General features: G+C 33.8%; 20 protein-coding genes and 1 riboswitch. Of the genes, 1 reads left to right on the top strand and 19 read right to left on the bottom strand.

The features are described from left to right. Window positions 1–57 precede the first annotated feature (57 nt). A riboswitch (cyclic di-GMP riboswitch) is annotated at window positions 58–136 on the bottom strand. 152 nt (window positions 137–288) lie between these two features. From CVU84_00210 to CVU84_00270, 13 genes are all read right to left on the bottom strand, one after another. Further along, on the bottom strand, window positions 289–1344 hold the full coding sequence (locus tag CVU84_00210; GenBank protein PKM96177.1) for a type IV pili twitching motility protein PilT: 1056 nt from the start codon (window positions 1342–1344) through the stop codon (window positions 289–291). Window positions 1345–1361: 17 nt separating this feature from the next. After that, window positions 1362–3065 (bottom strand): type II secretion system protein GspE, encoded by a 1704-nt coding sequence (locus tag CVU84_00215; GenBank protein ID PKM96178.1) that lies wholly within the window; start codon window positions 3063–3065, stop codon window positions 1362–1364. 317 nt (window positions 3066–3382) lie between these two features. Next, window positions 3383–4057, bottom strand: a complete 675-nt coding sequence (sigK, locus tag CVU84_00220; protein PKM96179.1) for an RNA polymerase sporulation sigma factor SigK — start codon at window positions 4055–4057, stop codon at window positions 3383–3385. Window positions 4058–4144: 87 nt separating this feature from the next. Then, window positions 4145–5371 carry a peptidase U32 gene (locus CVU84_00225; protein PKM96180.1) on the bottom strand — a complete coding sequence of 409 codons (1227 nt, stop codon included), beginning with the start codon at window positions 5369–5371 and terminating at the stop codon, window positions 4145–4147. Then, the gene (locus tag CVU84_00230; protein ID PKM96181.1) at window positions 5371–6033 is read right to left on the bottom strand and encodes an O-methyltransferase; all 663 of its coding nucleotides are present in this window, start codon (window positions 6031–6033) and stop codon (window positions 5371–5373) included. Before CVU84_00230 ends, CVU84_00225 begins: the two co-directional genes overlap by 1 nt. Window positions 6034–6118: 85 nt before the next feature. After that, window positions 6119–7198 (bottom strand): endolytic transglycosylase MltG, encoded by a 1080-nt coding sequence (locus CVU84_00235; GenBank protein ID PKM96182.1) that lies wholly within the window; start codon window positions 7196–7198, stop codon window positions 6119–6121. A 13-nt stretch (window positions 7199–7211) separates the two neighbouring features. Continuing rightward, the gene (locus tag CVU84_00240; GenBank protein ID PKM96183.1) at window positions 7212–7559 is read right to left on the bottom strand and encodes a hypothetical protein; all 348 of its coding nucleotides are present in this window, start codon (window positions 7557–7559) and stop codon (window positions 7212–7214) included. A 169-nt stretch (window positions 7560–7728) separates the two neighbouring features. Next, a complete protein-coding gene (locus CVU84_00245; protein PKM96492.1) occupies window positions 7729–9333 on the bottom strand; it encodes a ribonuclease J in 1605 nt (534 codons plus the stop codon). A gap of 99 nt (window positions 9334–9432) precedes the next feature. Next, complete coding sequence (locus CVU84_00250) at window positions 9433–9894, bottom strand: transcriptional repressor (protein ID PKM96184.1); 462 nt, start codon at window positions 9892–9894, stop codon at window positions 9433–9435. A gap of 28 nt (window positions 9895–9922) precedes the next feature. Beyond that, complete coding sequence (locus CVU84_00255; protein PKM96185.1) at window positions 9923–10195, bottom strand: DUF1292 domain-containing protein; 273 nt, start codon at window positions 10193–10195, stop codon at window positions 9923–9925. Window positions 10196–10243: 48 nt separating this feature from the next. Further along, on the bottom strand, window positions 10244–10663 hold the full coding sequence (locus CVU84_00260; protein PKM96186.1) for a Holliday junction resolvase RuvX: 420 nt from the start codon (window positions 10661–10663) through the stop codon (window positions 10244–10246). A gap of 177 nt (window positions 10664–10840) precedes the next feature. Further along, entirely contained in the window at window positions 10841–11110 is a 270-nt protein-coding gene (locus tag CVU84_00265; GenBank protein ID PKM96187.1) for a hypothetical protein, read from the bottom strand. A gap of 101 nt (window positions 11111–11211) precedes the next feature. Continuing rightward, the gene (locus tag CVU84_00270; GenBank protein PKM96188.1) at window positions 11212–12519 is read right to left on the bottom strand and encodes a tRNA (N(6)-L-threonylcarbamoyladenosine(37)-C(2))-methylthiotransferase MtaB; all 1308 of its coding nucleotides are present in this window, start codon (window positions 12517–12519) and stop codon (window positions 11212–11214) included. Window positions 12520–12650: 131 nt separating this feature from the next. Here CVU84_00270 and CVU84_00275 point away from each other — a divergent pair, with 131 nt between their 5' ends. Next, the gene (locus CVU84_00275) at window positions 12651–12884 is read left to right on the top strand and encodes a PTS sugar transporter (GenBank protein PKM96189.1); all 234 of its coding nucleotides are present in this window, start codon (window positions 12651–12653) and stop codon (window positions 12882–12884) included. 154 nt (window positions 12885–13038) lie between these two features. Here CVU84_00275 and CVU84_00280 read toward each other — a convergent pair whose 3' ends face one another. The 6 genes from CVU84_00280 to dnaJ all read right to left on the bottom strand — a co-directional run bounded on the left by CVU84_00280 (window position 13039) and on the right by dnaJ (window position 18786). Further along, on the bottom strand, window positions 13039–14214 hold the full coding sequence (locus CVU84_00280; protein PKM96190.1) for a tRNA 4-thiouridine(8) synthase ThiI: 1176 nt from the start codon (window positions 14212–14214) through the stop codon (window positions 13039–13041). A 28-nt stretch (window positions 14215–14242) separates the two neighbouring features. Next, a complete protein-coding gene (locus tag CVU84_00285) occupies window positions 14243–15409 on the bottom strand; it encodes a cysteine desulfurase NifS (protein PKM96191.1) in 1167 nt (388 codons plus the stop codon). A 166-nt stretch (window positions 15410–15575) separates the two neighbouring features. After that, window positions 15576–15944: a two-component system response regulator gene (locus CVU84_00290; protein ID PKM96192.1), complete on the bottom strand. Its 369-nt coding sequence runs from the start codon at window positions 15942–15944 to the stop codon at window positions 15576–15578. A 2-nt stretch (window positions 15945–15946) separates the two neighbouring features. Continuing rightward, window positions 15947–16687: a 16S rRNA (uracil(1498)-N(3))-methyltransferase gene (locus CVU84_00295; GenBank protein ID PKM96193.1), complete on the bottom strand. Its 741-nt coding sequence runs from the start codon at window positions 16685–16687 to the stop codon at window positions 15947–15949. Window positions 16688–16691: 4 nt separating this feature from the next. Further along, window positions 16692–17624, bottom strand: a complete 933-nt coding sequence (locus CVU84_00300; GenBank protein PKM96194.1) for a 50S ribosomal protein L11 methyltransferase — start codon at window positions 17622–17624, stop codon at window positions 16692–16694. Window positions 17625–17640: 16 nt separating this feature from the next. Further along, window positions 17641–18786 carry a molecular chaperone DnaJ gene (gene dnaJ, locus CVU84_00305; GenBank protein PKM96195.1) on the bottom strand — a complete coding sequence of 382 codons (1146 nt, stop codon included), beginning with the start codon at window positions 18784–18786 and terminating at the stop codon, window positions 17641–17643. Window positions 18787–18988: the final 202 nt, after the last annotated feature.

Consider the following 18988-nt stretch of genomic DNA (forward strand, 5'->3'; position numbering starts at 1 on the left):
TTTCGTAACTTTTTACATTATTCTACTTTTAGTGATTTAAAATACAAAAAACTCCCTTTCGGTGGCTAGGCTGCCATTTTAATAAGGCCCTTTAGCTTTGCGTCCCAACCTTTCGATTGGTTTGCCATTATCGTTGAAAGTAATAAAAAAGATACAAGTAATTAATTTATTTGTACCTTTGATTATACACTCTATTATTTTTTGATGCAATACAATTATTGCAATATTTTAAATGAAACTGCCAAAATAGTACTAATTAACTATATTATTACAACAACTGAGTCGATTTTACACCAATCTTCTCTCAATTCCACCAGGATCTGCTGCAAATATAAGGGCTTGCTCTTTTGTTATGTTATCCATTCTCATTAAATCTAATAAGGCATCATCCATAGTTTGCATACCCATTCGTTTATTTGTTTGCATAATCGACAAAATCTGATGTGTTTTTTGCTCACGAATAAGGTTTCTAACCGCTTGATTAATATGTAGAATTTCAAATGCTGCAACCCTACCCTTATTATCCTTAGTTGGAACAAGCTGTTGAGAAACCACTGCTTGAAGCACTGCCGCTAATTGAATTCTTATTTGTTGTTGTTGATGAGGCGGGAAAACGTCTATAACACGGTCTATCGTACTAACAGCTCCAGTAGTATGTAATGTTGACAATACTAGATGGCCTGTTTCAGCTGCAGTTACTGCAATTGAAATCGTTTCAAGGTCTCTCATTTCACCAACTAAAATAACATCTGGGTCTTGTCTTAGGGCAGCTCTAAGTGCATTGGAATAGCTCATCGAGTCAAGGCCCATTTCTCTTTGATTAACAATACTTTTATTATGTGCATGTAAATATTCTATAGGATCTTCTAGTGTAATAACGTGACATTTTCTTGTCTTATTAATTTGTCCAATAAGGGAAGCAAGTGTGGTCGATTTACCACTTCCTGTTGGACCTGTTACTAGAATAAGTCCTCTTTTTTTAGTATACAAATCAATGATAGATGGTGGCAAACCTAATTTTACAGGATCTGGAATTTCAGAATCTACTAGACGTAATGCCGCAGCCACTGAACCTCTTTGTCGAAAAGCATTTACACGAAATCGACCAATAGATGCTATTGAAAAAGAAAAGTCGACTTCACCATATTCATCAAAGTGCTCTTTTTGTTTAGAGCTCATAATAGATTCAACTATAACGCTTGTCATATCTGGCATTAAACGTTCTTGATCTAGATATTGAAGGTCACCATTAATTCTTAGAATGGGCGGCACCCCAACTGTAATATGCAAATCCGATGCTTTTCTATCTTTTGCTTCTCTAAGTAGCTCTTCCATTGATATCATTCTATTTCACTCCCCCTTTATTCATTGCCGTATGCAATTCTTACCATTTCCTCTACAGTGGTTGTCCCATTTAATACAAGTCTAGTTGCATTGCTCTTTAATGTATTTAGACCTTCAGCAAGCGCAATTCTTTTAATATCATCTGCTGTTCCTTCATTATTTATGGATTCTCTAATTTTTTCGGTAATTGGCATAATCTCATATACACCAATACGACCTGAATATCCAGCTTCGTTACAAATATGACAACCTATCTTGCCAAATATCTCAATTGGTTCATCGCTTGAAATCCCTAATATTTTTTTGTCGCTTTCAGATGCAATCATTCGCTTTTTGCATCTTGGACATAGCTTTCTCACAAGTCTTTGAGCAATAACGCCTACAACAGAAGCACCTATTAAGAAAGGTTCAACACCCATGTCAATTAATCTAGTTATAGAGCTAGGTGCATCATTCGTATGCAGAGTACTTACAACAAGATGTCCTGTAATAGAAGCCTTTACAGCTATTTCTGCAGTTTCAGTATCTCTAATCTCACCAATCATAATTACATCAGGATCTTGTCGTAAAATTGATCGAAGTGCCGATGCAAAGGTAAGTCCTGCCTTAGGATTAACGTGAACCTGATTGATACCTTTTATTTGTGACTCTACTGGATCTTCTACCGTTACAATATTTATATCCTCTTTATTAATCTCATTAAGGGATGTATATAGTGTTGTCGATTTACCACTACCAGTTGGACCTGTAACCAAAATAATTCCATATGGATTTGACAATATGCCTTCAAATTTTTCTAAATCATCAGGAAAAAAACCTAATTGAGCTTTCCCTTTATTAAAGCCTTCCTTACTATTTACACGCATAACAACCTTTTCACCATAAACAGTAGGTAAAGAAGAAACACGAACATCATATTCCTTTTTATCTACTACGATTGAGATTCTACCATCTTGTGGTTTTCTCTTTTCAGCTATGTCCATGCCACCGATTATTTTGATTCTCGCAACAATTGCACTGAGTAAAGAGGTATCATATTCATACATCTGCTGCAGTCTACCATCTACTCTAAACCTTACTCTAATGATCTTCTCATAAGGCTCTATGTGAATATCCGAAGCTCTATGTCTTACTGATTGCTCCATCATTGTATTTACTAATTTAACGATTGGGGCGCTTTTAAGCATGTCCCCTTCTATTTCATCTTCATTAATCTCTTTATCTAAGTCTAGTGCGCGCTCTTGCTTAAACTGTTCAGCTGCGAGCATAGCCTTTTGTGACCCATAGTACATTTCTATTGCTCGTAATATATTCACTTCTTCTGCTAGTAGAGGAACAACCTCTTTGCCAGAATAAATTTTTACATCATCAATTGCAAAAATATTAAGAGGGTCTGCCATTGCAACATAAACCTCTGTATCTGTTTGCTTCACAGGAATCAATATGTTTTTTCTTGCCATATCTTCTGTAATTGTTTTTGTAGCATTCGCATCAATCTCATATTCTTCAATGTGAATATAAGGAATCCCCAATTGGTATTCTAATACTTCATTGATACTTTGTTTCGTTACAAAACCCAATTGAATGAGGGCTTCACCAATTCTTGACCCTGTATCTTTTTGTATTTTTAATGCCTCATTTAACTGATCATCCGAGATTATTCCATATTGTACAAGCAAATCACCTAGTCTAAGCTTTTTGTTAAGACCATGCTGTCTCAAACTTTTCACCCTCTTATTATCTTATTGTATTTCATAAAGCAGTGCTTGTCATTATTTTAGGTTTTCATTACGGTTTCGTAACCCATAAACTGACAAAATCAGTCCATGGGTTACAATAAATCACGATGTACCACTCTGTAATTCATATTAAATGGTTCAGCTGCTATTTGTCAAGAGAATTATTTGTTCGCTATCACTCACTGTGTAGCTCTTTCTACTTATTAATGAATTAGAAATATTTAATCGTATGAGCTATCACTCACTGTGTAGCTCTTTCTACTTATTAATGAATTAGAAATATTTAATCGTATGAGCTATCACTCTTGATGAAGCTCATTTTTCAACTTTGCCAATGCTTTTTTTTCAATTCTTGATACATAAGATCTTGAAATTCCTAGCATATGAGCGATTTCTCGTTGCGTTTTTTCTGGCCTATCATTCAAACCATATCTGAGCTCAAGTACTAGCTTTTCGCGTTTTTTCAGGGTACACTTGATTTTATCATATAGATCTTTGATTTTCATCGTTAAATCAACTTGATCGATAATACTTTCATCATGCCCTTCAAAAACATCCATTAAACTAATTTCATTACCTTCCTTATCAACACCGATTGGTTCTTGTAATGAAACTTCTTTAATGAATTTTCTTTCATTCCTAAGCATCATCAATATTTCATTTTCAATGCATCTTGATGCATAAGTTGCTAGTCTTGTTCCTTTATCTACATCATAGGAGTTGATGGCTTTAATGAGGCCAATTGTACCAATTGAAATCAAATCATCCATATCTCTGTTGGGCGTGTTGAACTTTTTAACTACATGTGCTACTAGTCTTAAATTTCTTTCTATTAGCATGTTTTTTGCTTCATTATCACCTTGCTTACATTTAATTAAGCAGTCGGTTTCTTCTTGTGCTTTTAATGGTTTTGGGAAGGTTTGATTCGTAACGTAATAACAACTTGGTCGAATCAAAGAAATAAAATCAAGCAATTAATTTCTCCAAAGATGCACTTATTATATACTATGAATGCAACTTCAAGAATGTGCAAAAACTAATATTAATTTTGCATAACAACTTTATTCTTTTTTTCTTATTATTTCGTCCTTCTCAACTTCAATATTAACTGGGATTTTTAGGATTTGCTTTGGATGAGGTGCTTCTTGTTGAGAATTTCCATCCATATCACTGATAGCTTGAACAGTAATAATGCTATTTCGCCCATCACTCTTCATGATTTCAAGTTCATCACCTACAACAAATTTATTCCTTTGTTCGATAATAGCAATTCCCTCTTCTTTAATATAGTCTAATACCTTGCCAACGTAGGTATAATTTCTAATATACGTGTTTGTATTATATATTTGTTCAGCACCAGCTGGTTTGTCCAAATAAAATCCAGTAGTGAAATTTCTATGGCTACATTTTTTAACTTCTTCTAAATAGTGAGGTAAGTTTCTTTTATACAGTTCTGGGTCTTTTAAATAATCATCTATTGCTTGTCGGTACGCCCTTGTTACCGTAGCTACATAAAGTTGCGTTTTCATTCTACCTTCTATTTTGAAGCTATGAATACCAGACTTCATTAATTCACCAATGTATTCAATCATACATAAATCCTTAGAATTATAAATATAGGTACCCCTTTCATTTTCATATACTGGCATATATTCCCCTGGCCTTGTTTCTTCAACAAGGTTATAGGTCCATCTACAAGGATGTGTACATTCTCCTTTATTGGCATCTCTCTCTGTCATATAGTTGCTCAACAAACATCTTCCAGAATAGGAAATGCACATTGCACCATGTACAAAGGCTTCTAGATCTAAATCCTTAGGAGTTCTTAATCTAATCGTAGTGATTTCCTTAAAAGACAATTCTCTTGCCACAACTACTCTTTTTACACCTTGTTTATGCCAAAAATTCAATGCTGCATAATTTGTATTATTGGCTTGGGTACTTAAGTGAATTTCAATCTCTGGAATTTCAGCTCTTGCTATATCTAAAATACCAGGATCAGCAACAATTAAGCCATCTGGTTTTATTTCTTTTAATTGTCTAAAATATTCCAGAACCCCTTCAAGATCATCATTATGAGCAATAATATTTGCAGTAACATATACCTTTACTCCATTCTCATGGGCATATCTTATGCCCTCTTTCATATCTTCCATTGTAAAGTTTTTAGCTTTTGCACGAAGTCCGAACTCTTCTCCACCGATATATACTGCATCTGCACCATACTTAACCGCAATAATTAAGTTTTCCAAGCTTCCTGCTGGAATTAATAGTTCAGGTTTTTTCATTAGACATCACCTTCTTTAATTTTACAACTGATGGTTGCGCCATCTGCTATTGGTAAAATAACTGTTTTGAGTAATTTATTATGGTTGAGCTCCCATAGGTATTCTCTCATTCTTCCATGAATAGTCCTCTGCCTTCTTGGTATACTCCACCTTGATTTTGCCACATATCCGTCCTGCAGTACATTGTCAGAAACCAATATTCCATCGACCTTTAATAGCTTTAAGCAATAAGGTAAAAACGAAATATATTGTCCTTTAGCTGCATCCATAAATATGAAATCAAATTGTTGATTTAGCGTTGGAAGTATGCTCATCGCATCTCCCTCTAGAATATTGATTATAGATTCTTTACCCGCCGTTTTAATGTATTTATTTGCAACATCAATCATGTCCTTTGACCGTTCAATTGTTGTTATGGTTCCACCGTCATCAAGATATTTACTCATAATCAGAGATGAATAGCCGACTGCGGTACCAACCTCTAATATATGTTTGGGTTTTTTTATTGTGAGTAACACCTCTATTAATTGCTTAACTTCATTTTTAATGATTGGTACACCATTTGTTAATGCCTCTTGTCTTATATGATCAATGAATTGATCCTCATCTTTTTGTATAGCCTGCAAATATTCTCGAATAAATTCATAGGTTATTTCACTCATGATTCACCTTTCAAATGTAAGTAAACTTGATTAAAGCTTGTTAAGGCTAAAGTTTCCTTTAGCCTTAGTTTGTTAATCTATTGTTTTAATATTCTTGTTTATATTGGTTTTTTGCGGCATTATGTCCATCTAAGCTAGTATTAAACTGATGTTCTCCAGTTTCTTCATTGACCAAAACAAAGAACAAATACTCATGCTCCTCCGGATAAAGAGCAGCTATAATGGATGCTTCTCCTGGATTTGCAATTGGCCCAACTGGTAACCCCGTATACATGTAAGTGTTATATGGCGAATCTGTTTCTAAATCCGCATATAACAGCTTATTTTTATTGAAGTCCTTTGGTTTATCCAAAGCAAAAATTACTGTTGAACACATTTCTAATTTCATATCAATATCTAATCGATTATATATTACACCTGCAACAGTTTTTCGTTCAGTGTCTACCTTAACTTCTTTTTCTATAATAGAAGCTATTGTAATGACTTGATCAACTGTTAATCCAAGCTCAGTTGCTCTAGTATAGTATTCTTCTTTAAAAACACGATCAAATTCTTTAAGCATAATACTAATGATATCTGCTGCTGTTGCATCCTTATATACTTCATAAGTATTTGGAAACAAATACCCTTGTAATCTTATGTTTCGATCAGGAATATCCTTAATGAACTTGTAACCAAAGTCTTCTTCACCTATTGCATCCATAAATTCACCTGAATCCACAATACCTTCTGAATCTAATTTATTAGCAATTTGTTCTATTGTGTATCCTTCAGGAATTGTAAACTTTACTACTTCCCTTTTCTCACCATTCGTAAGAAGTGCATTCATAATTTCTTCTTCATCCATGCCTGTATTTAATGAATAAGTTCCAACTTGAAATTTACCATCATTTCCAGCCATTCTTGACATTGCTCTAAAATACAGAACACTACCAATCAATTCTTTTTCTTTTAATATCTTAGCAATATCTTCTGTAGAAGCACCTTTTGGCACAGTAACATCAACATTAACAATTGCACCATTTGAGTCTGGCGAATTGCCCATTATTTCATAGCCTATTTTATATGCATATCTACCACCAAAAAATATAGCAACTATAGCAACTACTAAAACAATAAACTTAACGCCAAGTTTCTTCATGTTTGAAACATACTTTTTTGTCATATTTTCACCCTTTTCATTCTAAGAAGTCAACGTCAAATTCTATTTCTTCTACTAATTGATTGAATATTTTCCATATTAGTTTTGTCATATTTAGTTCATCTTCCATAAATACTTTTACAAGTGAATGGCTTAATAGTTCATCATTCGCATTCTTTAAATTCACTAATTGTTCATAGCTATTGTAATAACCATAATTATGGCCTAATTGAATCTCAAAACAGCTTTTTCTAAACTCATCAAATTGTGCGCTTAAACTAGGCTTCATTTCTAGATTCTTCTTCGATTGTAAAAAACTTACATATATATCTGATTTTTTAATTTGCTCAACAAATTCTGACGTTTGGCTTTGCAAATAATCCATATTATCACCTCGAATAAATACTACCTTATTCTATTATATTTTACAGGATACAAGATGGGAATGCAAGTATCATTTTGCGATCCCATCTTGTTAGTCAATGTTACAAAACCTCCGCTTTGCCACAGTTTCGTAACCGAATGCAAGCTTCGCTTGCACATTGGTTAAACTACTATACTTCCATAATAATTGGTAATATCATTGGGCTTCTTTTTATTTGTTGCCATAAATATTCATTTAACTCTTCTTTGACAACATTTTTCATTTTAGACCAATCGTTTATATTTCTCTTTGTACAATTATTAAGTGATCCTTTTACTATTTCTTTGGCTTCTACCATCAAATCACCAGATTCTCGTACATACACAAAACCTCTTGATACTATATCTGGACCTGCTAATACTTCGCCGGTAATCTTCTTAAGTGTAATAACAACTATAATCAACCCATCTTGTGACAATTTCTGACGATCGCGTAGTACAATATTACCTACGTCTCCAACGCCCAAACCATCTACTAGTATTTGACTAACTGGTACTCGTCCAGTAATTGCTGCGCGATCATTATCTACTTCAAGCACATCGCCTGATGATAAGATGAAAATATTTTCTGGTTTCATTCCCATTTGCTCAGCTAATTCTGCATGCTTTTTGAGATGTCTATATTCACCATGTACTGGAATAAAAAACTTTGGACGCACTAAATTATGAAGGATCTTGAGCTCTTCTTGGCATGCATGTCCTGAAACATGGGCGTAATCAAATATTACGTCAGCACCTTTTCTAAACAATTCATTAATTACTCTAGAAACTGTTTTTTCATTTCCAGGAATAGCTTTCGAGCTTAAGATTACCTTGTCACCCTTTTGTATCTGTATCTTTCTGTGAGTAGATGCTGCAATTCTTGACAATGCAGCCATTGGCTCACCTTGACTTCCTGTAGTAATAATAACAATTTGGCTAGGATCATGATTTATCATTTCTTCTGCAGAAATCATCATACCCTCTGGAACCTTTAAGTACCCAAGCTCCATAGCTGTACTGCAAACATTTACCATGCTTCTGCCTTCAACAACAACTTTTCTATTAAATTTTTCAGCAGAGTTCACTATTTGTTGAACTCTATCAACATTGGAAGCAAAGGTTGTTACTATGATTCTATTTTCTAAGGTTTCCGAGAAAATTTCGTCAAAGGCTTTTCCTACTGAGCTTTCAGACTGCGTATAGCCTTTTCTTTCTGCATTGGTACTGTCTGCCATTAACAACAAAACGCCTTTTTTCCCAAGCTCTGCAAATTTTTGAAGATCAATTGGGGATCCATGAATCGGTGTATAATCAATTTTAAAATCACCACTATGAACTACTACGCCTGCAGGTGTATGAATTGCAAGTGCAAGAGCATCTGATATACTATGGTTTGTCCCTATGCATTCTATTTTTATATTACTACTAAATTCTACTGTATCTCCTGGGGAAACACACTTTCTTGTTGTTGTTTTAAGAATATTATGTTCTTTTAACTTGTTCTCAACAAGTCCAATTGTTAGGCGTGTACCATAAATAGGCACATTTAAATCCTTCAACACATAAGGCAGTGCACCTATGTGATCTTCATGCCCATGAGTTAACATAATACCTCTAACTTTTGCTGCGTTTCGCTTTAAATACGTAATATCTGGTATCACAAGATCAATCCCAAGCATTTCGTCTTCTGGGAAAGCAATACCACAATCTACGACTACGATATCGTCCTCGTACTCAAAAGCTGTTATATTCATACCTATCTGCTCTAAGCCACCTAAAGGTATAATCTTTAATTTTGATTTTTTACCTGACAAAAAAACACCTCCGTTTTTATTCTGTCTGTGTCATTTTCATTACAACACTTCATTTATTGATGAGCTACATTCGCTACATATTCCATAAAACTTTACAACGTGATTGGTCACTTTAAATTGATATTTATCACTACAGGTCTCTTCAATGAGATCCAACAAATCATCTTCAGCTTCAATTACTTTACCACATACTTCACATATCAAATGGTGATGATGATGCTTATGTGCATCCCATTTTCCAATTTCATAGCGAATAAATCCATCGTTTAGATCTAGTTTGTCAATTAGCTTAAGATCATGCAATAGCTGTATCGTTCTATAAACAGTAGCCAGTCCAATTTCTGGGCTTTGTTCTTTTACTTTTAGATATATTTCTTCTGCAGTCATATGCTGACTAGCATTATTTTTCAAGACCTCTAATACACTTTCTCGCTGAGAAGTTATTTTAAAGCCTTTATCTTTCAACATTTGTTTAAATGATTCACTCTTAATAGTTGACATATTCTTCCCCCAGAAAAGTTGTTAGAGATTAATCTTCTTGATCGATTTCAAAATTATCAAGAACGTCCTCAAACAATTCAGTAACAGCATCAAGCTCTTCTTCATCATCTACAATCTCATAAATCACTTCTTCCTCGTCAACTTCAGTTGCTTTAAGAATATATGCTGTCATATCGTCATTTTCTAACTCTTCTTCTTCCACTACCATTAAATAAACTTCTTCGTTATATTCTACACTTCCGATGACAGCAAAAATAACTTCTTCATTCGTTTCATCAAACACAAATTTTATCGTATCCATATTTTCACCTTTCTTAAAGTGCCCTATGCACTTTACCTATAAATTTTATTATTGATTCGCATCAAGATAGCCTTGTAAGATAAATACCGCTGCCATTTTATCAATAACCTTTTTATGTTTTTTCTTGTGAACATCTGCTTCAATTAACAGTCTTTGAGCACCCATAGTACTCAATCTTTCGTCCCAAGTAAGTACATTAATTCCGAATTCTCGCTCTAATCTTCGTTTAAAAACTAAAGTCTTTTCTACACGTTCGCCTTCTGTGTTGTTCATGTTCTTTGGTAATCCTAACACGATTGTATCTATACTATATCCCGTTATGATCTCTTTTAATCTATTGATCGTACTAACCAAATCTTTTTCATTTTTTCGTGTTATCGTTTCAAGTCCCTGCGCTGTCCAACCAAAAGGATCACTTATAGCCACTCCGCATGTTTTACTACCATAATCTAATCCTAGTGTTCTCATTTATACTCCTAACATTGAATAAACCTTTAAAACATAGAAATTTTCCTCGAAATATTTGCTAATGGCTACAAACTTTCATATCCGTTTATTTCACTTTTATCAAAACATATGATGAAAGTTTCTTGTTCTTAGAAAAACTGTAGAACATGATAAATAAATTCTACAGTTAAATGTATTTTATTTCAATCTTGTATTGATATAACACTCTAATATTTCTTGAAGTAATTCATCTCTTTCAATTTTACCAATTAGGGTTCTTGCATTATTATAGCTAGTGATATATGTGGGGTCACCAGATAAAATATAACCTACTATTTGATAAGAGGGGTTATAGCCTTTTTCAGATAGAGCTTCATATACTTTAGCTATGACTTCTCTAACTTCCTTTTCATGTTCGTTTTCTGAATCATTCTTTTTGAAAAACTGTGTATAGTTTATTTTTCCCATCCTCTTCACTTCCTTATTAACTTTGCTTTCATGATACTATCTTAATACATATTACCAAAAATTTCAATGTAATTTTCAATAAAAGTGTTTTAATTCTTACCTTATTCTATTTCACCTTTCAGAAAATCATTAATAACTTCCACAATTTGTACCTCTAACAATCTATTTTCAAGTTTGTCATTCGTCTTATCAACTATAATTTTTGAATAATTTGAAGCATGCCCTATATAGAATTCTTTTCCATTAATCTCTAAAGTATCTTCAAAAATAACTTCAACTATACTTCCAATAAATTGTTTTAAATACTGATCATGCAACTCGTCTCGAACGGTCATCAGCTTTTTACTTCTATCATTCTTCATTTCTTCCTTAATCTGTTGCTTCATAATGGCTGCCTTCGTTCCTTCTCTTGGAGAATACTTGAAAACATGAATATCGGCAAATCCAACTTTCAGTACAAATTCAACTGTTTGTTGAAACTCCTCATCTGTTTCTCCTGGAAATCCAACAATGATATCTGTAGTAATCGCTGGCTTATTATATACCTTCCTTAAATTTAATACAGATTCGTAATATACCTTAGTGTCATAATGCCTATTCATCCTACTTAATATGTCATCGCAACCACTTTGTAAGGATAAATGAAAATGTGGACATATCTTCTTTAGTATGGCCATTTTAGCAATAAAGTCTTCTGTCATTAAAGTTGGCTCTAAGGAACCTAATCTGATTCTATCTAAGCCCTTGATATCATTTAACTCTATTAACAAATCAATTAATTTATAATCTGGTAGTTCTAATCCATAGGAAGCTAAATGAATACCTGTAAGAACGATTTCTTTATAGCCTTTACCAACAAGTTGAGTCACTTCTTTAACCACATTTTCTGGTTTTCGACTTCTTACCCTACCTCTTGTAAATGGAATAATACAATAAGAACAAAATTGATTACATCCATCTTGAATCTTAATATGAGCTCTCTTTTTATCCTCTATTTTACTAATCCACATTTCCTCATAAGGAACATCATGCCTCATATCTTCTATTAGGCTAATCTTTTTATGTTCCCGAATATAGTCTTCTACAACATCAACTACTTGATTCTTTTTCGTATTTCCAATAATCAAATCAATTTCTTCTTTATCTCGCAATTTATTTTCAGCCATTTGAGCATAACACCCCATAGCAACTACAATTGCACTTGGATTTAACGATTTACCCTTAGATAACATCTTTCTTGACTTCTTATCCGCAATATTAGTCACTGTACATGTATTGATGATACAAATATCTGCTGACTCATGAAAATCAACAACTTCGTATCCTCTTTGTTGAAACAATTCCATGATCGCATCTGTCTCATATTGATTCACCTTACAGCCCAATGTGTGAAAACTCACCTTTAGCATAATCTATCCTTTCTATATCCAATATTAACCGCCTTAGAGAATCTCTCTTAACCTACTATTCACTTGACATATGAAATAATAAAGGTTAGTATAAATATAATAATGACAAAACACTAAGGGGGTATGGGTTAATGAAAACAATCAAAGTTTCACTAAATTCCATCGATAAGGTAAAAATATTCGTAAACATCATTGCAAAATACGATTCTGATTTTGATTTAATATCAGGTCGCTATGTAATTGATGCTAAATCTATAATGGGCATTTTCAGCTTAGACTTAAGCAAACCTATCGAATTAACCATTCACGACGATTCAGTCGTTGAAGAAGTTACAGAAGGTTTAAAAAAATACATAGTAGAATAATAACATTTCAAAAAGTCCACTAAAATACTAGTGGATTTTTTATTTACTTTTAAAGTTCTGCATAAGCAATTAGAAAAGCGGCAGATAAATATCTAGACTTTTAAGTCTGCGTATAAATAACAATGTTATTTAACGCTGCGTAGCCGATTTTCTTTTATGCTCTAATACTCATAACCTCTGTATCCTTTATTGCTTTCTCTATCATAACTTCCATCTGCCCTAACCTCTCCTCTGATCTTTCAATAGACTTCAAAGAAGGCTTTGTAACTGGATGCTTTGCTACAAAAACCGTACAACAATCCTCATACGGTAATATTGAGGTTTCATATGTTCCAATTGTCTCGGAAATATTTACGATATCTTGCTTATCGAAAGCTATCAGCGGTCTAAAGACAGGCATAGTACACACATCATCCGTTGTAACTAGACTTTGAAGTGTCTGACTTGCAACTTGTCCTATGCTTTCACCAGTTATAAGTGCAAGCGCATCATTTTTATATGCAATAATTTCAGCTATTTTCATCATTTCACGACGCATAATAATCGTAAGCTGTTCATGAGGGCAATTTTCATAAATGTATAGCTGTATTTCAGTAAAGGGTACAATATGAAGATTGATTTTTCCAGTATAAACAGATACTAGCCTCGCTAATTCAATAACCTTTTCCTTAGCTCTATCAGTTGTATATGGGTGAGAATGGAAATAAACTGCATCAAGCTTTACTCCTCGCTTAGCAATCATCCAACCTGCAACAGGGCTATCAATTCCACCAGAAAGGAGGAGCATCGCTTTTCCGTTGCTGCCTACTGGCATACCACCTAATCCTTTGATGATTTTTGAATAGATATATGTTTTATTCCTTATTTCAATCCATAGCTTAACTTGTGGTTTATGGACATCTACCTTTAAAGTCGGAAAATGATCTAGTACAAATGATCCAACTTCTCTTGCAATCTCCATTGAATTTAAAGGATACGTTTTCATAGCCCTCTTTGCTTCAACCTTAAAAGTGAAGTCAAATTGCTTGTACTCTTCTTCCAAATAAGTAATAGCCATTTCCTTGATATGCTCAAAATCAGATGAGTCTAGGACTATGACTGGGCAAATACCAATTAGTCCAAAAACCTTTTTTAACACATCAACGATATCATCTTCGTCTACATCTTCTAGTGGTTCAACATATATTCTTCCTTGTTCCTTTAACACTTTAAACGATCCAATTTTAGATAATCTACCTTTTATTTGATCAACTAGCGCATTTTCAAATAGATATCTATTTTTACCCTTAATGGCTATTTCTCCATATTTCACTAAGAAGGCTTTTTTCATGTTTTTCTCCTTTGCAATATCTTACAGCTTATTTTCTCACAAATTTTCTTAATACAGGAACTATTTCCATTAGTTGCTTAATACAATAATTAATTTCTTCAACTGTATTGTACATAGAGAAACTAAATCTTACTGAATTATTGACCTCTGCTTCTGTATACCCTAATGATAAAAGTGTCGCACTTGGTTCTGGCTTATTAGAGGAACAAGCTGATCCTGTTGAAATAAATATTCCTTTGCTTTCTAAAGCATGAAGCAGGACTTCACCTTTTACACCTTCAAATCGCATATTGAGGATATGGTGTGCACTATCGTTTCCTTCAATGCCATTTACAAAGGTTCTTTCAATGTTGTTCATAATTCCATCTCTAAGTTGCGCTTTTAACTCTAATAGCTTTTGTGAATTGGTGGTTAAATTGCTGTACATATAATCTGCTGCAACACCTAATCCAGCAATTCCTGCTGTGTTTTCTGTACCTGAACGAATTCCCATTTGATGAGCTCCACCGTACATAAGTGGCTTAATTTTTACTTTTTGACTAATATATAGTACACCTACACCCTTAGAAGCATGTATCTTATGTCCACTAATGCTTAAGCAATCGACTTGCCACTTTTTGGGTTGAAGCCATATTTTCCCAAAGGACTGAACAGCATCAACATGAAAAATTGTATTTGGATTTTTTGCTTTAATAATTTGTCCTATTTTATCTAACGGGGATATCACACCAATTTCGTTATTCACATGCATAATCGAGACAAGTATTGTGTCAGGTCTTATTGCACCTTCTAATACTTCTAAGTTAACTGTTCCGTCTGAATGCACTGGAATGGTTGTCACTTCAAAGCCTTCCTCTTCTAGTTGTTTTGCGGTACGCCCAACGGAAGGGTGTTCATAGCATGAAATAATGATATGCTTTCCACTTCTAATATAAGCTCTAGCTACACCTAAAATTGCTAAGTTGTTTGATTCAGTACCTCCAGAAGTGAAAAATATTTCTTTTTTTTCAACTTTCAACAATCTAGCAAGAATGCTTCTAGCTTCAGTAACTTCCTTTTCTGCCTCTATTCCCATATAATGTAACGAAGATGGATTGCCATAGTGCTCATCCAACACAATACACATTTTTGTAATTACTTCGGTCATAGCTTTTGTTGTTGCTGCATTATCTAAGTATACATTCAATTCCTTCACCTCAAATTTTTGTAGAATTCAAGTGGTATCTTCAATACTGTACCCAATATATCATATGCCTTTTTCTACAAAATGATACTCTATTCATGGTATAGAGAAAGTGTTGCGCATAGAAAAAGGTAGGGATGCCCTACCTTAAGGTCCTATTATATGATCTAAAGTCGATCTACTTTGACATTATATTATCGATAGCTTGTAGTACTCTAGCTTTTTGAAAAGGTTTTACAATAAAATCCTTTGCACCTTTTTTAATTGCATCAACAACCATTGGTTGTTGACCCATTGCAGAACACATAATAACCTTTGAATTTGGACTTTCCTTTAAAATATCAGGAAGTGCTGTAACACCATCCATTTCTGGCATTGTAATATCCAATGTAATAACATCTGGTTTTAATTCCTTCGCTTTCTTAATGGCTTCTATACCATTACTAGCTTCACCAACTACTTCATAACTTTCTTCTTCTAACATTTTTTTTAATACCGTTCTCATAAATACTGCGTCATCAACAATTAACACTCTAATTGCAGCCATAATTACTCCACCTCCAAGTTATACATTAAAATAGACAATACTACCATGCCTGCTGTTTCAGTTCTTAAAATCCTTTTACCCAGAGAAACAATAGAAGCCTCCATGGCCATAAGTCTTTCAATCTCAATTTCATCAAAACCACCTTCTGGTCCAATAAAAATTCCAATGGATCCATGGTTAGCGGCTTGAGAAAAAATTTCTTTCGAACTCTTCATGTCACTAGCCTTCTCATAAGGTACGATTACATTTTCTAACTTTCCCGCGTATTGTAATGCCTCATCGAAACTCATTGCATCAGTTACTGTTGGAATAATAGCACGATGAGATTGTTTTGCTGCAGCAGAAGCGATTCGCTGCCATCTATCATTCTTTTTTTCTTTATTCTGCTGGTTTATTTTTACTATGGACCTTGCCATCACAACCGGAACAATTTCATAAACACCGAGTTCAATACTCTTTTGAATGATAAGTTCCATTTTATCCTGTTTAGGTATTCCCTGAAACAAATATATTTTTGTAGGCAATTCTTGATTTGATTGTTGAACAGATTGTATTTTGCATTTAACGAACTCTTTTTCTAATAAATCTATTATACAACAATATTCTTGCCCTTGTCTATTACTAATTATTATTTCTTCATTCGTAGAAAGTCGCAAAACATTAACAATATGGTTAACATCGGCTCCTTCAATCGTAATATAATTTTCTTCAATTTGGTTGTCTTCTACAAAAAATCGATGCATAAAATCACGCTTTCATCTTGGAGGTTATTGCTACCCATTCTCCATGATTTGTTATTTCAATTATTTCAAAATTCGAACTAATTAGCTTTGATTTCACTTCATCCAATCGGTCTAATATAATTCCAGAAGAAATGAATAAGCCATCATTTTTCAGAACTCTTTTTATATCATCTACCAAAACCAATATAATATCAGCCATAATATTTGCAACTACTAAATCTGCTTTTTCATTTACTTGACTAATTAAATCGCCATGAAAAACGGATATTTGTGCCTCCAAATGATTAAGCTCTACATTTTCCTTACTCACTTTAACCGCTGCTTTATCTAAATCAATAGCAGAAATTTTTCCTGCTCCTAGCCTTGCAGCTACAATGGATAAAATTCCACTTCCACAACCAACATCAATGACACTTACACCTTTTTGTACATATTTCTCTAGCTGTGTAATGCACATTGATGTGGTTTCATGGGTACCACATCCAAAAGCCATACCGGGATCTATTTCTATGACAATGTCGTCTTCCTTTAAATCTAAAAAAGGCTCCCAGGTTGGCTTAATGACTATATGTTCTCCAACTCTAAATGGCTTATAATATTGTTTCCAATTGTTTGCCCAATCTTCTTCTTTCGTTATTGATCTATTGATCGTACCTTCACCAATGTCAACATAGCCTTTTATTTCTTCTAAGTATTCCTCAATAAGCAAGACTTTTTCTTCAATGTTCTCTTCTTCTGAAAAGTAACAGATTACTTTAATTGAGTCAGAGACTACAAGCTTACTGTCAATATAATCTACAATCAGATTTTCTTTTTCGTATTGGCTTAATTTATTATCAACTATTTCAATACCTTTTACACCAATAGAATACAACATATCGGCTATTAGCTCGATTGCATCTTCTTTTGTGTTTATTAGAATGCTATGCCATTCCATTTATGAATCACCTCGTTTATTCAAAAACGTCTTTTACTTTATCGTACCACTTTTTCTTTTTATCGCCTTGTTCATTTGATATAGTCTTAGATATGGCTGCGAATTCCTTCAATAATTCAATCTGTCTATCATTCAGATTTTTAGGCACTTCAATAATAACAGTAACATATTGATCTCCTCTAATCTTAGGATTGCTTAATTTAGGGACACCCTTACCTTTTAATCTAAAACGTGTATTGGTTTGTGTTCCCGCATTCATTTCATACTTAACATTTCCATCAATGGTTGGCACTTCAAGTTCATCACCAAGCGCTGCTTGCGCAAAGGTAATTGGCATTGTATATAGTATGTCAATATCTTGTCTTTCGAAATGTGGATGAGGTTCAATATAAATAGTCAATAAAATATCGCCTCTTGGTCCACCATTTTTACCTGGTTCGCCTTTTCCTTTTAAACGAATACTCTGACCATTGTCAATTCCTTCAGGAATAGATACTGATATCTTTTTAATTCTTCTTACAAAGCCTGAACCTTGACAATCGGTACATTTTTCTTTGATAACCTTGCCAGAGCCTTGGCATTGACCACATGTCTTAACGCTTGATACTGTACCAAATAAAGTTTGTTGATTATATCTTACTTGACCAGCTCCATGACAAGTTGGGCATTGTTCTGGTGAAGTTCCAGACTTTGCTCCTGATCCATGACATGTATCACATGGATCTGATGTTGTTACTTGAATTTCCTTTTCAATTCCAAAAACAGCTTCTTCAAAGGCCAATTTAATATTAGCTCTTAAATTAGCACCTTTTGTTGGCGCATTTGAACTTTGTCTTCTCGAGCCTCCAAAAAAATCGCCAAAGATATCTCCAAAAACATCGCCCATATCTCCAAAATCAAAACCACCTCTAAACCCACCAGCACCAGCTCCGTTGTCAAAGGCTGCATGACCAAATTGATCATACTTAGCTCTTTTTTCCGCATCACTTAATACTTCATAGGCTTCTGTAGCTTCTTTAAATTTATGTTCTGATACATCATCATCTGGATTCGTATCTGGATGATGTTGCTTCGCAAGTTTACGATATGCTTTTTTAATATCTACCTCAGTTGCACCTTTTGAAACTCCCAAGGTTTCGTAATAATCTTTCTTTTCTGCCATAAAATCACCTACCTGTTTTTTTAGAGCAAGAAAGCTCTACTATTTAAAATTCAGCTTTCCCGTGGCCAAAGCCAATATTCATTAATAATATCATTACTACTATACGATATATCCATCTATAATGCAATACTTGCTCTATACTAGAATAGCTTACTAATAGTAGTAACCATGGCAATACGACTGCCAAAGCAGTCGTATTGTT

This window comes from Firmicutes bacterium HGW-Firmicutes-1 (assembly GCA_002841625.1).
Classification (GTDB): Bacteria; Bacillota; Clostridia; order Lachnospirales; family Vallitaleaceae; genus HGW-1.